At 71.8% G+C, this 14,351-nt stretch carries 13 protein-coding genes; all 13 read left to right on the forward strand.

Annotation, left to right across the window (positions count from 1 at the left end):
- Positions 1 to 1,696, forward strand: a 1,696-nt coding sequence (locus ABZS40_RS35335) for a hypothetical protein (protein ID WP_354948927.1), incomplete at its 5' end; no start/stop codon positions are given.
- Between the two features lie 248 nt (positions 1,697 to 1,944).
- Complete coding sequence (locus tag ABZS40_RS35340; RefSeq protein ID WP_354948929.1) at positions 1,945 to 2,892, forward strand: PrgI family protein; 948 nt, start codon at positions 1,945 to 1,947, stop codon at positions 2,890 to 2,892.
- A complete protein-coding gene (locus tag ABZS40_RS35345) occupies positions 2,889 to 4,649 on the forward strand; it encodes a DUF87 domain-containing protein (protein ID WP_354948931.1) in 1,761 nt (586 codons plus the stop codon). Before ABZS40_RS35340 ends, ABZS40_RS35345 begins: the two co-directional genes overlap by 4 nt.
- A 16-nt stretch (positions 4,650 to 4,665) precedes the next feature.
- On the forward strand, positions 4,666 to 6,078 hold the full coding sequence (locus ABZS40_RS35350) for a hypothetical protein (protein WP_354948933.1): 1,413 nt from the start codon (positions 4,666 to 4,668) through the stop codon (positions 6,076 to 6,078).
- The gene (locus tag ABZS40_RS35355) at positions 6,075 to 7,667 is read left to right on the forward strand and encodes a type IV secretory system conjugative DNA transfer family protein (RefSeq protein WP_354948935.1); all 1,593 of its coding nucleotides are present in this window, start codon (positions 6,075 to 6,077) and stop codon (positions 7,665 to 7,667) included. Before ABZS40_RS35350 ends, ABZS40_RS35355 begins: the two co-directional genes overlap by 4 nt.
- Before the next feature lie 8 nt (positions 7,668 to 7,675).
- Positions 7,676 to 8,551 (forward strand): replication-relaxation family protein, encoded by an 876-nt coding sequence (locus tag ABZS40_RS35360; protein WP_354948951.1) that lies wholly within the window; start codon positions 7,676 to 7,678, stop codon positions 8,549 to 8,551.
- Positions 8,539 to 9,573 (forward strand): NlpC/P60 family protein, encoded by a 1,035-nt coding sequence (locus tag ABZS40_RS35365; protein WP_354948937.1) that lies wholly within the window; start codon positions 8,539 to 8,541, stop codon positions 9,571 to 9,573. The genes ABZS40_RS35360 and ABZS40_RS35365 overlap by 13 nt, the downstream gene beginning before the upstream one ends.
- Positions 9,574 to 10,074: 501 nt before the next feature.
- Positions 10,075 to 11,295, forward strand: a complete 1,221-nt coding sequence (locus ABZS40_RS35370; RefSeq protein WP_354948939.1) for a hypothetical protein — start codon at positions 10,075 to 10,077, stop codon at positions 11,293 to 11,295.
- A 78-nt stretch (positions 11,296 to 11,373) separates the two neighbouring features.
- Positions 11,374 to 11,628: a hypothetical protein gene (locus ABZS40_RS35375; protein WP_354948941.1), complete on the forward strand. Its 255-nt coding sequence runs from the start codon at positions 11,374 to 11,376 to the stop codon at positions 11,626 to 11,628.
- 141 nt (positions 11,629 to 11,769) lie between these two features.
- Positions 11,770 to 12,012, forward strand: a complete 243-nt coding sequence (locus ABZS40_RS35380) for a hypothetical protein (RefSeq protein ID WP_354948943.1) — start codon at positions 11,770 to 11,772, stop codon at positions 12,010 to 12,012.
- On the forward strand, positions 12,009 to 12,578 hold the full coding sequence (locus ABZS40_RS35385; protein ID WP_354948945.1) for a hypothetical protein: 570 nt from the start codon (positions 12,009 to 12,011) through the stop codon (positions 12,576 to 12,578). The genes ABZS40_RS35380 and ABZS40_RS35385 overlap by 4 nt, the downstream gene beginning before the upstream one ends.
- A 174-nt stretch (positions 12,579 to 12,752) precedes the next feature.
- Entirely contained in the window at positions 12,753 to 13,739 is a 987-nt protein-coding gene (locus tag ABZS40_RS35390) for a DUF932 domain-containing protein (protein ID WP_354948947.1), read from the forward strand.
- 1 nt (position 13,740) lies between these two features.
- Positions 13,741 to 14,349 (forward strand): hypothetical protein, encoded by a 609-nt coding sequence (locus ABZS40_RS35395; protein ID WP_354948949.1) that lies wholly within the window; start codon positions 13,741 to 13,743, stop codon positions 14,347 to 14,349.
- The last annotated feature ends 2 nt before the right edge of the window (positions 14,350 to 14,351 follow it).

The following is a 14,351-nucleotide window of genomic DNA, read 5'->3' on the forward strand; positions in this document are numbered from 1 at the left end:
CGACTTCTTCGCCTACGTCGTCGAGACCGGCCTGACCCCGGTCATGAACACCCTCGGCAAGACCGTCCTGTCGACGCCGGACCTGACGAACAACGCGCAGGTCAAGGCGATGTGGACGACGAGTTTGGTCATCGCCAACGCCGTCTTCGTGCTGTTCGTGGTCATCGGCGGTTTCGTCGTGACCTCGCGGGAGACCCTGCAGAGCCGGCACGGACTCAAGGAGATCCTGCCGCGCCTGGTGATCGGCGGGGTCGGGGCGAACCTGTCGCTGGTGTTGTGCGCCGAGATCCTGAAAGCCGTCAACGCGTTGACCGCTGCGATCGCTGGTCAAGGCGTCGACGGTCCGGCCGCCGCTGCCGCGCTCACCCAGGCGTTGGTCAACGCCGGGCAGGGCAACAACTTCCTGCTGACGTTGATGATCCTCGCCGCGCTGGTGATGGCCATCGTGGTCGTGCTGACGTTCATCCTCCGCGTTGCGGCCATGATCCTGCTGATCGGGGTGTCCCCGCTCGCGTTGATGTGCCACGCCACCCCGCAGACCGAGGGCCTGGCCTACACGTGGTGGCGGGCGTTTGGGGCGTGCCTGGGCATGCAACTCGCCCAAGCCTTCATCATCCTCGCCACGGTCCGGGTGTTTCTGACCCCGACCGGACCGGCGGTCCTCGGCCTGCCGATCACCACCGACGGGTTCCTCGGCATCGGGGTTTGTCTGACGATGCTGTGGGTCCTGATCAAACTGCCGGGCTGGATGAAGCAGTTCGTCCTCGGTCTGCTCGGTCAGTCCCGCGGCCGGGGTCTGCTCGGCCAGCTCGTCTCGACCTACCTGACGTTCAAGACCCTCGGCCTGGCGGCCGGCGCGCTGGGCGGATCGAAGGCCGCCGGACGGACGGCGGGGACGGCCGTCCGTGGAGGAGGGACGGCACCCCGTCCCGGTCGTCCCGGGCCGGGCCGTCCGCCCCGCCCCGGCGCACCGCGCCCACCCCGTCCGCCCCGCTCGGGACCGTCCGGGCCGTCCCCGTCGCCCGCCGGACCAGCCGCGTTCAGTCACGCCCCCTCCGTGCACACGCCTCTCGCGCAGCCCGCCGGCACCACGGCCGCTCCGGCGTTCAGTCACGCCACGCCGTCCGCCATCGCAGGCCCCGCCCCGAGGGGTGCCGTCCCGCCCGCCGTGTTCTCGGCCATGCCGAGTCCGCAATCGGCATCGCCCGCCTCGGTGCCGCCGCCGAGTGCGGTGCCGTTCAGCCACCCATCGACCACACCGGCGGCGAGCGGTGCCGCGAGCGGCTCCGCACCGGTCTCCACCAGGGCGCCGGGGGTGGTGTTCTCGGCGGCACCGCTGGCTCAGACCGCACCGAAACGGCCTCCGGCCCCGGTCACGCCGACGTTCTCGGCCGCGCCGGTGACACCGGCTCGGCCGCGTCCGACAGCGGCGGAACGAGCACCGGCGACGCCCGCACGCACATCACCGGCCGCCGGTGCTACCCCGGCCACCCCGCCACGGGTCACCCGGACCGCCGCCCCGACACCGCGACCGACCCCGACACCGCGACCGACCCCGACACCCCGACCGACCCCGACACCGCGACCGACCCCGGCACGCCGAACGACCCCGGCTGCCCGTCCGTCCCCGTCCGTGCGGGTGGCAGTCCCGTCCCCGGCAGCCCGTCCCGTCCCGGCCCCCGGACGGCCCCGGTGACCGGTCCGTCCCCGACCGCCCGGCCGTCCCCACCGGACCGCTCGTCCCCGTCCGTGCGCCCGACAGTCCCGTCCCCGGCCCGCCGTCCCGGCCGCATCCCGGCTGCGACTCCGGCCCCCGTGCCGCCTCGCGAGCCTTCCCCTGCGGCATCGCCGCGCGCGAAGCCGTCCGCCCGTCCGCTGCGCCCGGCCGCGCCGAGCAGCCCGCAGCGTCCCGTCCGTCGCCGCCCCGAAGGGGAGTGATCATCGATGCCGCGCCGAACCCCGGATGAGCCGTTGAGGGCACGAGTACCGGCCGACGTGGAACGGCCCGACCGGATCGTGTTCGGTCTGACCCTGCGCCAGGTCGTCGTTCTGACCGTCACCGCGCTGATCATCTACGCGGTCTGGACTGCCCTCGCAACGGTCGTCAACCCGCTGTACTTCATCGCGGGGACGATCCCGCTCGCTGGGGCGGCGTTCTTCCTCGCGGTCGGCCGCCGCGACGGGATCAGCCTCGACGCCTGGCTACTTTCCGCGATCCGGCACCGCCGCACCCCGCACCGCCTCGTCCCGACCGACGAGGAAATCCATCCAGCCCCGGCATGGGTGGCCACCACCGGCGGGCGCGGTGACACGCTGCCCCTTCCGGCGCCGCTGCGTCTGCCCGCGAAGGGCATCACCGCCGACGGGCTGATCGACCTCGGCCCGGACGGCACCACCGCCCTGGTGTCGGCCTCGACGGTGGCGTTCGGGCTGCGCTCGCCCGGCGAGCAGAACGGCCTCGTCGCTGGGTTCGCCCGCTGGCTGAACAGCCTCGACGCCCCGACGCAGATTCTCGTGCGGGCACAGCGCGTCAACCTGACCCACGTCGCCGACCGCATCGAGCACCACGCCCCCGCGTTGCCGCACCCGGCGCTGGAAGAGGCGGCGCGTTCGCACGCGAGGTTCCTCGACGACCTCGCCACCGGGCGGGAGCTGCTGCACCGGCACGTCACCGTCGCCGTGCGCGGGCGGCGCGGCCCCGGCCACACCGCTCACCAGGCCCGGGAGGCGGTACGCGCCCTCGCCGGGTGCGAAGTCGCCGGGACAGTCCTGGACGCCTACGACACCCAGATGACCCTCGCCGCCTGCCTCGACCCGGCCGCCCCCACCGCTTGGGCGGCACCGGAGATCCCGGACCTGATGACCGACCTGGAAGACGGTGACGACGCATGAAGCTGCCCACCCTGCCCCGCAGCCGCCGCCCACCCGAAACCGCCGGTGTGCTGCCCGGCAGCCCCGACGCCGTCGAGGTCGGCGGCCGATCGGTGCACGTCGGCGACGACTACTCCGCGACCCTCGCGGTGACCGGCTACCCGGCCGAAGTCGGTGCCGGCTGGCTGGAGCCAATTCTGTCCTACCCGGGCCGCGTCGACGTCGCCCTGCACATCGAACCCGTCGCCCCAGTCGTCGCCTCCGACCGGCTACGCAAGCAGCGCGGCCGACTCGAATCGAGCCGCCGCAGCGATGCCGGGAAGGGTCGCTTGGACGACCCGGAGTTGGATGCCGCCGCGGCGGATGCCGCCGAGTTGGCCGCGCGTGTCGCCCGAGGTGAAGCACGGCTGTTCCGCGTCGGCCTGTACCTCACCGTCCACGCATCCAGTCCGGAGGACCTAACCGATCGGGTAGCCGAGGTGCGAGCGCTGGCCTCGTCGCTGCTGCTCGATGTGGCCCCGGCGACGTGGCGGCAGTTGCAGGGCTGGATCACCAGCCTGCCCCTGGCATTCGACAGCCTCGGCATGCGCCGGGTGTTCGACACCGACGCCCTCGCCGCGAGCTTCCCGTTCACCAGCCCGGACCTGCCGGTCACCGCCGGGGACACCGGCATGGGCGTGCTCTACGGCCTGAACCTCGCCTCGGCCGGGGTGGTGGTGTGGGACCGGTGGGCGCAGTCGAACTTCAACGCCGTCATCCTCGCCCGCTCCGGCGAAGGCAAGTCCTACCTCGCCAAGCTGGACCTGCTGCGCAACCTCTACCTCGGGGTGCAGGCGTTCGTGGTCGACCCAGAAGACGAATACCTCAAGCTGGCGGCAGCGGTCGGCGGGACGATCATCCGGCCCGGAGCGCCCGGTGTGCGGATCAACCCCCTCGATCTGTCCGCCGCTGACGGTGGCGATGCGCTGTTCCGGCGGACCCTGTTCATGCAGACGTTCGTCGCGGTCCTCACCGCAGGCGACAACACCACCGCCGCCCTCGACCCGCACGACGTGCCGGTCCTCGACGCCGCCGTGCTCGCCGCGTACCGGGCGAAGGGCATCACCACCGACCCCCGCACCTGGCGACGTCCGGCACCGCTGCTCTCGGATGTGGCGCAGGCGCTGACCGAGATCGGCGACGCCGGACGGACCCTCGCCGCTCGCCTGCACCCGTACGTGCAGGGGTCGTTCGCCGGACTGTTCGACGGCCCCACCACCACCGCCCCGCAGGGGCACCTGGTGGTGTACGCGATCAAGGATCTACCCGACGAGCTGAAGCCGGTCGGCACTTTGCTCACCCTGGACGCGATCTGGCGCACGGTCGCCAACTCATCGTCGCCGGATGTGCGGCGCATGGTGCTGGTCGATGAGGCGTGGCTGATGCTGCGCGCCGGGCTCGGCGCGAAGTTCCTGTTCCGCCTCGCCAAATCCGCCCGCAAGTACGGGGCCGGGTTGACCGTGGTCACCCAGGACGCCGCTGACGTCCTCGGCACCGAGGTCGGCCGCGCCGTCGTCTCCAATGCGGCCACGCAGGTGCTGCTACGTCAGGCACCGCAGGCGATCGACGCGGTCACCGAGGCGTTCGGGCTCACCGACGGGGAGCGGGCCTTCCTGCTGTCCGCGGCGCGCGGAGACGCGCTCCTCGCGTGTGGCAACAGCCGGGTCGCGTTTCACAGCCTCGCCTCCGACGTCGAGCACCACCTGATCGTCACCGGACCCACCGCCGGCCACCGCTGACCCTCTGGAGCCTGCCATGCCCGCCCCGCTGACCCTGCTCATCCCACCGACCCCGACCCCGCCGCCGACCCCCACCCTCGCGCCGCCGTCTGTGACCTGCATCCCTGGCCATGACGGGGTTCCGAACTCGATGATCGGGCATCTGATGTGCGGCTCGTGGGCCAACGACCTTCCCGCCACGTCGGCGGTGTTCGTGCGGGCGCATTGGCCGCTGCTGCTTGCTGTCCTTGCCGTGCTCATCGCCGCCCGGGTCGGGTGGACGTGGTGGCGGCGGCGGGTGTGGCGTGCCCACGCCGCCCAGGCCCGCTGGTTGGAGATCGTCCCGCCGGTGTCCGCAACCCCTGTCGCCACCGTCGGACTGTGGCGTTTGCTCGCCACCGCGTTGCCCGCATCAAGTCGGTGGTCGTGGCGCCCGCACCGCCTCGTCTGGGAGGTCCAGGCCGACCCGCGCGGCATGCGCTGCGGACTGTGGCTGCCACCCGGAGTCAACCCGACCGCCGTGCTCCGGCTGCTGCAACGCGCGTGGCCCGGTGCCCGCGCCGAACAGACCCGCCCACCGGCCTTCGCACCCGGTAGCACGATCGCCGCCGTAGCGCTGCTGCCTACCCAGCCGGAGTGGCTACCCCTGGTAGACGACGCCGCGCCGAGCCGAGGGCAGCGGTGGGAGGCGGGCGCGCCGCCGGAGGTGGACCGGCTGCGGGCCGTCTACGACGGGCTCGCCGCCGCCGGGCGCACCGGGGGTGGGCTGCTGCAGGTTCACGTCACCCGCGCGCCCGCCCGCCGGGTCGCCGGGTTGCGCCGGGCCACCACCCACCCCGAGCGTGTCCGCCGCCCCCGCAGCGGCGCGTCCCGCGCCGTCGGCCTGCTCGCAGATGGCCTCCGGGCGCTGATCATCGGTGTCCTCGACCTCGTCACTCCCGGCCCGACCACCCGCAAGCACCCCACCAACCGCACGGACCCGTACCTGACCGAGCTAGCGCGGCAGGCACGCGGGAAGTTGGCCGCCGCCCCGCACCTGCTCGTCGCGGTCCACGCCACCACCACTGGCCCGACCGTCGCGGCAGCGCGGGCTGCCGCCGCCGACATCACCTCCGGCTTCGGACTGCTCTCACCTCATTTCGCGCGCCGCCCGTTGCGCCGCGCCCACACCGCGGCGACCTGGCGATGGGTGCCGCCGTCGCGGATGACGCTCGCGTCGGTGGACGAGACCGCTGCCCTCGCGGGCTTGCCTGCCGAGCCGTCCGCGCACGGCATGCCCGCCGCCGCCTCCCGCCGCCGCCCCGCCAGCCGAGACGTCTTCACCGCCGGACCGGCCCCGGCAATCCGGCCGAAGCGCCGCCCAGCCTCCGACCCTCCCGCCCCGTCCGCCGGCCCAGTCTCGGACAACCCGGCCGAGGGCGACCCGCCGACCGTGTGGAGCACCTCATGACCACCGCCCACAGCCCAGCTACGCCAGCCGCCCGAGAAGAGCGCCGCCTTCATCTCGTGCCACCGGGCGAGCGGGGCGGCCTGCCCGGGAAGGTGATCGGCGTGGCCAACTCCGGTCCCGCCGTGCGGGTCGGAATCGCCCTGAAGGATTGCCGTCACCACCTGCACGTCTGCGGGCCGACCGGCACCGGTAAGACCAGCCTGTTGCTGCGGATGATCGCCGATGACGTTGAGGCCGGGCGCGGCGTCGCCGCGTTCGACCCCGCCAAAGGCGACTTGATCCGCGATTTGCTTGACGTGCTGCCGGCCGACTGCGGGGACCGCCTCGTGATCGTGGACCCCGACGAACGCTCAGCCCCGCCGGCGATCAACCTGCTCGACCCGAAGGTTCACGGTGGCACCGCGCACGACGTCGCCGCCGCCGTCACCTCCGTCATGAGCAAGGTGTGGGCGCGGTGGTGGGGTCACCGCACCGCCGACATCTGCTACCACGGCCTCCTCACCCTGGCCCACCTGCCCGGCTCCACCCTGGCGCAGCTCCCACGACTGCTCTCCGACGCCAAGTGGCGGGCCGGGCGGGTCCGGGCGGCCACGAACCGGCTCGGGGCATGGGAGGGCAACACCCTCGGCGAGTTCTGGGACGGCTTCAACGGCCTACCCGCCGGGCAACGCGCCGGCCTGGTAGCGCCGCTGCTGTCACGCCTGCGCCTAGTCCTCGCGCACCCCCTCGCAAGCAGTCTGTTCGGGGTGCCGGCCACGACGTTCCGGTTCGCCGACATCCTCGACGGCGGTGTCCTCCTCGCCCGACTACCCAAAGGGGTTCTCGGTGAGGACGGCACCCGCCTGATCGGGTCGCTGCTCCTGGCGGGGTTGTGGCAGGCCACCGCCGCCCGCGCCCGCATTCGTGAAGCCGACCGACTTGATGCCAGCATCGTGCTCGACGAGTGCCACAACTTCCTGCACCTGCCCATCGGCATCGATGACGCCCTCGCCGAGGCCCGCGGCCTGCACACCTCGTTCGTCCTCGCCCACCAGTACCTTGGGCAGCTGTCCGGGGACATGGCCGAGGCGATCGACGCCAACGCCCGCAACAAGGTGTACTTCGCCCTCGCCCCCAAAGACGCCGTGGACCAGGCCCACCACGTGCGCCCGTACCTCGACCAGGGTGACCTGATGCGCCTCGGCGGCTACGAGGTGGTGCTCCGGCCGGTAGCCGGCGGGCGAGTCGTTCCACCGGTCACCGCGGACACCATCGCCCCACCCAAGCCGATCCGAGGCCGAGCCGCCGAGCTGCGCCGGCTCGCCCGGGAGCACACCGGTCTGCCAATGGGTGAGCGTCGGCAGTTACTCGCCGACGCCGCTGCCGACGACTCGAACGTCGACCTTGATGTCGGCGCCGGTGACGGCCCTGGCTTGGTGATCGGTCGGAACACCTTCGCCGTTCATGGGGCGGGCTCACTAGAGGGTTCTAACGAGCGATCTAACGAAGACTCCAACGACCGGGAACGCTCGCCTGAACCCTCGCCCATGAACGCGTCATACCCGCTGGTGGACGACGGTGAGGAGGACTGGTGGACCGGCACCGACTGATAAGAGATATCCCTCCTACCGGTACACAAGCTGCCCACAGCTCCCGCCTCACGGCGTCCGTCGTAGCCGGTGAACTCGCTCGTCTCACCCCCCGCGACCGTCTCCTCCTGGACCTGCTCGACCAGCACTTCACCTTCACCACCGACCACCTCTCCCACCTCGCCTTCGGCTCGGTCGGCCGTGCCCGCAACCGACTCAACCTGCTGTACGCCCGAGACATCCTCGACCGGTTCCGCCACTACCAAAGGCCCGGCTCGCAAGCCTGGAGGTGGACCCTCGGCCCGGTCGGCGCGGCCCTACTCGCGGCCGGACGAGGCGCGACGATGCCCCGCCCCGCCGCCGTACGCGACACCACCGCACGACTAGCCATGTCCCCGAGGTTGAACCACCTCCTCGCCACGAACGGATTTTTCGTCGCGCTCACCGCACACGCCCGGGACTGTGCCGGGGTGCGGTTGGCGCGGTGGTGGAACGAGACGCGCTGCCGTGAGGCCACCGGCAACCTCGTCCGCCCCGACGGGCACGGCGTGTGGGTCACCGGCGGGCGGGCGGTGCCGTTCTGGCTGGAGATGGACCTCGGTACCGAGACGCTGGGGCGGGTCGCGGACAAACTCACCGGCTATGCCGCGCTCGGCCCGCGTCGCGCGTACCCGGTGCTGTTCTGGCTACCTACCGCCGCCCGGGAGGCGAACCTGCACGCGCACCTGTCCCGCACCGGGGTGCCGGACGGGGTGAGTTTGGCGACCGGTGCCGACGACTACGCCGCCGCACACGGTGGCCCCGCCGGGCCGGTCTGGCGCGTACCCGGCGACCCGGTACGGGTCACCCTGGTCGACCTACCGGGCAGCACAGTCACGGGGGACGGTGCGCCGTGGGACGGGTGATCTCGTGGACGGTCGGCGCGGTGGTCGCCCTGCTGGTGGTCATCGTCGCGGCGGGGGCCGGGGCGGTCGTGGGGGTGTTCTCCGGTGGTGGCGGTGCCGCCGGATGCCGGGCCACCGTCACCGCGCCGGGCACGGTCCCGGATGGGCTCACGGCCGAACAGGCGAGCAACGCCTCGGCGATCGTGGCCGTGGGGCAGCGCATGAGCGTGCCGCCGCGCGGGTGGGTGATCGCCGTAGCGACCGCGCTGCAAGAGTCCAACTTGATCAACCACGGGCATCTCGGCCCGGCCAACGATCACGACTCGTTGGGTCTGTTCCAACAGCGACCGTCGCAAGGGTGGGGCACCCCCGAACAGGTCACCAATCCCGACTACGCCGCAACAAAGTTCTACGAACGCCTCCGACGGGTGCCCCGGTGGGAGACGCTGCCGCTCACCGACGCGGCGCAAGCCGTGCAACGGTCGGCGTATCCGGATGCCTACGCGCAACACGAGCCGCGTGCCGCTGCCATCGTGGCCGGATTTACCGGCGGGGTTGTCTGCGACGGTGGCGACGGGCTACCGCCAGACGTGGCAGCGTCCCTACCGGCGGGGTTCACCCTCCCGGCGGGCACCCCGCCGCCGGTCGTGACCGCGATCGGGTGGGCGCTCACGCAGCTCGGCACCCCGTACACCTTCGGCGGTGACTGCACCGCCGCACACTCCGGCACCCCCCGGCGGCAGTGCGACTGTTCCTCCCTGATGCAGCAGGCGTACCTGGCGGGCGGGGTCACCATCGGGCGCACGACACGCGACCAGGTACACGAGGGCACCCCGGTCCCCGGGGTGACGCACCTGCGCCCCGGAGACCTGATCTTGATCCCCGGTAGCGGCGGCACCCGCACCGACCCCGGACACGTCGGCATGTTCATCGGGTCAAGTCTCATCGTGCAAGCCCCGAAAACCGGTGACGTGGTACGCATCAGCAAACTGTCAGGATGGGCCGACCAGGTAGCGGCAATCCGACGCATCGTGCCGAGCTGACAGAGGCGAATAGAGAACGCGCCAAAGAGTCGCCGAACAGTTATTTGATGCGGCAAGACGTGAAGTGATTTTCGCCACAGCCCATCGAAGGGCGTCGCTCGGTGGCTGGCCGGTGCGCCCGACGCGCGGCACCTCGTCGGGTCGGATTTCGTTCCCGCCCGTGCCGCGTTCGCCCTCTGCAGTGGACCCACGCCGCCGCGCCGTACGCGCCCGGCGGAACGTCGCCCACACCGGCGCACCGGTGAGCTGCGAACGTTCGGCAGCGGCGCTCACAGCGCCCGCAATGCCTATAGCCGACCGGCCGTCATCCTAGAACTGAGGCGGATGGCGGATCCCGGAACGGTTTCCGGAAAGAGTCTTGAACAACGGGGTTGACAATCATCCGGTGCAGAGGGTCCATGGACGTGGGCACTGAAACAACGGCCCCGGCGGAACCGCAAACAATTGCGTGATGCGTGATGCGGAATCCGCTGCCACCCCTTTTCTGTGGAGGTAATTGTCATGACTGCAAACGCCAACCTGACCGCCGGTACCGTCGAGGCCCGGTCCGTCGTCGCCGAGGCGTTGGGTCGCCACCCCGGGCTGACCGCCCGCAAGTTGGCCGGACAGGAAAACCTGTCCCTGCCGGTCGTCACCGAGGCCCTCAAGCACATGGAGGAGGCCGGAACCGCCACCCGCACCCCCGGGCCGACCAACGGCAACCGCAAGAGCGCCGACCTGTGGGAGCCCGTCACCCCGACCGGCGACACCACCGACGAGGCGACGCCGGACACGACCGACGAGCCGACCCCGGCCGAGAACGACGCCACCGGCGACCCGGCGGCGGACGAGCCGACGACCGCCGACGACGCCCCAGCCACCACCGATGCGACGCCGGACACGTCCGACGAGGCGACCCCGGCCAACGACGACGCGACCGGCGAACGGGCGGCGGACGAGGCGACGCTGCCCGAGGCCCCTGTGTCCGGGGTGCCTGTGTCCGGGGTGCCTGTGTCGGGTGCGCCGGTGTCGGGTGCGCCGGTCGGGCCGCGTCAGCCCGACCTCAAGGTGTTGATCATGGCGGGGGTGTTGGGTGGGCACCCGGACGGGATCACGGCTGACGAGGCGATCAACGAGAGCGGCCTGTCGGTCGCGATGGGTGACGCGGTCCTCGCCGCGATGGAGGTTGTCGGGGTGGCCCGTCGCCTGCCGGTCGGTGAGGACGGCGAGGAGTTGTGGGTGATCGCCGACGGTGACCTCGCGGCGGTGGACCCGGCGAACGCGCCGACGCACAGCACGTGCTCGCTGTGCGGGCATACCCGCAAGATCCGCCGCCCCTCGGTCCGGCGTGCTGCCGCCCCCGGCCGCACCCTCGGTGAGATCAACGGCGACGGGTCGGTCAAGTTGGCCAAGAACGAGTTGCGCAACCGGGTTGAGGCGTTCATGCGTGACCTCGGTCCCGGTCACGACGTGACCCCGGGCACCGTCGCGCGTGAGATCGGCGGACGGAGCCCCGGCGCGGTCGGCAACGGCATGCGGAAGATGGCCACGGCTGGGGTGCTGGTCATGACCCGTGAGGCCCCGGAAACTTACGCCCTCGCCGACGATGCGCCCGCCCCGACGGCCGACGTCCGGACGTTCCTCACCCGGCCCTCGACCGACACCGCCCCCGCCGGTGCCGACGTCCCCACCGGCGACGAGGCCGACACCGACGAGACCGTCGCCGCCCCGGTCGCAGCCTGACCGATCGTCCCGCCGGGGCCGGGCACCACGCCCGGCCCCGGTACCCGCACGCCCACCCCCAACCGGAAGAGACAACCCATGACCACCCCGGACGATCACCCCGACCACGAACCGACCACGCCCGGCCCGGGGTCGCTGCGCTGCCCCGAATGCGAGCAACCGGCGCGGCTGGTGCCGCCGCGCGACTGGCCCCTGAACGGGTTCGCCGCGCGCCCCGGCGCGTCACACGTCGACGGCACGTCGTTGTGCCCGGTCCCCGGCCCGAACGGGTCGCAACCGGCCGACCCGGTGGGCGTGCCGGCCCGGCTGACGCTGTGGCAAGCCGTCCGGTAGACGTGGCTCGCTCACCCCGATTGGACCGTCACCGATCACCTCGCGTGGCTCGACGGTGAGGGCTACGACACCGACACTCACGACGGTGATCCGGCCGACCTCATCGGCCGGTTAGTCGACGCACTCCGGTGTGCCGCCTCGTTGTCCTGGCCGCCCGATCACGGCCGGTTGTACGCGATCCTCGGGGCTGACATCCTGATCGTCTTCGATGACACGGACAGTGCCGGTGACGTCCTGACCATGTTGCGGGTAGCGGAGGTGCCGTACGAGGTGCACGTGTTCAACGCGGCCGGGTGGGACGAGGTGACCCGGCTGGTGCGCGCGGTCAACCCGGGCCTCGTCATCAGGGACAGCCGTCCAGGACCGGTGGGCGGCCGGTCATGACAACCCCGACCGGCGACGTGTCAGAGCTGCCGCCCGCGTTGGCCGCGCGTCCCCACGACGTGCGGCGTGGCCTGCCCATCCCGCCGGTCAACATCCACCCCGACCCGACCGGCGGCGGGTTCCACGTGGACTTCACCACGATCAACACCATCACCTCGTCGCGCCTCGCCGTCGAACGGCGGTGCTCGCTGTGCGCTGAGCCGATGGGCTATTGGGTGGCGTTCCTCGGTGGCCCTCGGGCGGCGGAGCTGATGCGCTACGCCGACCCGCCGGGCCACCCCGACTGCGTGGCCGCCGCATTGTCGCTGTGCCCGCACATCGCGCTCGGTCGGCACCGCCGCGCCCGTGCCGACCGGCCGGGGGCGGGCATCATCCCGCCGGGTTCGCACGGGGACAAACCCGACCGCTACCTGTTGGGCATCACCCGCGCGTACCGGACCCGGTTTATCCCCGAACACGGATTCGCTGTGTACCTACCGGCCCCGTTCAAAACCATCCGCGCCTACGCCTACGCCTACGCCTACGGCCCGGACGGGCAGCTACGCCCGGCCATCGACACCAGGTAGCCCACGCCCGGCGGCGGGCGTCAGATTCGCCGCAGAAACCTTCATCGACTCCACCCGATCGCCTTGATCGCCCCGTGAAGGGTAGGAACCATTGCTGTTGACGGCACGGCCCCGGGACGCAACCCCGGGCCGTGCCGCCCACCCGAACCACACAACCCGGAAAGGGGTGCCACCGTGGCACACGAACTCGAAACTCTCGCGAACGGCCAGACGGCGTTCGCCTCCGCACGGCTGACCGCCTGGCACCAGCTCGGCACCGTGGCCGACGAGTGCATGACCGCCGAGGAGGTCATGAGCAAGGCATGGCTCGGCGGCTGGGAGGTCCGCAAGATCGCCCTTCAAGGCATCGAGGTCACCGAGCGCGGCGTGACGAAGGTCGACTGCACCGACAAATACATGACCGTGCGCACCAACCCGGTCACGGGTGAGACGGAGTACCTCGGGGTGGTCGGTGAGGACTACAGCGTGGTCCAGAACGAGCAGGTCGCCGAGACCCTCAACCTCCTGGTGGACGCCTCCGGCGCGCACTTCGAGACCGCCGGCTCGATGCGCAAGGGCCGCTCGGTGTTCGTGACCCTCAAACTGCCTACCGCGATGCAGATCGCCGGGGTGGACGATATGGATCTCTACCTCGCGGCCACCACCTCGCACGACGGCACCGCCTCCCTGCGCCTGGATGCGACCCCCGTGCGGATCGTGTGCAAGAACACGCAGAACCTGGCCTTCGCCCGGTCGGTCAGCTCGTACACGTTCCGGCACACCTTGAACGTCACCAGCAAGATCGCCGAGGCCCGACAGGCCCTCGGCCTGATGTGGAAGGCGTTCGACGACTTCGAGACCGAAGCCGAGAAAATGATCAACGAGTCGTTGACCATGGGTGAGTTCGAGAAGGTTGTCGCGCAGGTGTGGCCCGTGGCCGAGGACACGTCGGACACCGCGAAGAACAACGCGAAGCAGCGCACGGCCGCGTTGCGCTACCTGATCCGGGACGCGGACACGCAGAAGGCGATCAAGGGCACCCGGTGGGCCGGCTTCCAGGCCATCACCGAGTACGTGGACCACTTCGCCCCCGCCAAGACCGACCTCGCCCGCGCCACGCGGGCGCTGACCGGTGCCGGTGCGGACCTCAAGGCCCGCGCGTTCGAGCTGCTGGCGGTCTGAGATGGCCCGGCACGGGGGCCGGGCCACCACGCCCGGCCCCGGTACCGGCGAGCACCCCGCCACCGGCACCGCACCCGTCCCCACGCCCGCCGCCGAGCCCATGCTCGCGCCGGAGCCCACCGCCACTTCGTTGATCGGCCTCGCCAACCAGGTGTCCGCCCACCACGCGGCGGCCGAGGTCGCCCGCGCGATGGCCGAACACTCGACCAGCGAGGCCGAACACGCCCACCTGATCGCCCGCGCCGAGCAGTGGGAAGCCCTCGTCAACGAGCAGTGGAACGCCCTCTGCTCAGCGATCTGGGCGACCGCACCCGGCGGGGCGACGGTCGAGAGGTTCCTGCCGGTCCGGCCGCTGACCAACGGCCACGTCGAGCTGCACACCTACAGCACCGAAGGCCGCCGACTCGTCGTGCTGCTCACCGGCGCGCAGGCCCTCGCCGTCGGCGCGCACCTGACCGCGTACGGGGCGCTCAGCCTCGACCGTAGCGGCCAGAAACTCGACTCCGGCCTACCCCATGTCAAGGCCGCACCGCCGTTCGACACGGACGGGACCGCCGGTGCACCGGCCACCCCGGACGGTGCCGACGGGTCACCACCCGCTCATCCCTGACC

Origin of the sequence: Micromonospora sp. NPDC005324 (genome assembly GCF_040607155.1) — a bacterium.
GTDB classification, from domain to species: domain Bacteria; phylum Actinomycetota; class Actinomycetes; order Mycobacteriales; family Micromonosporaceae; genus Micromonospora; species Micromonospora trifolii.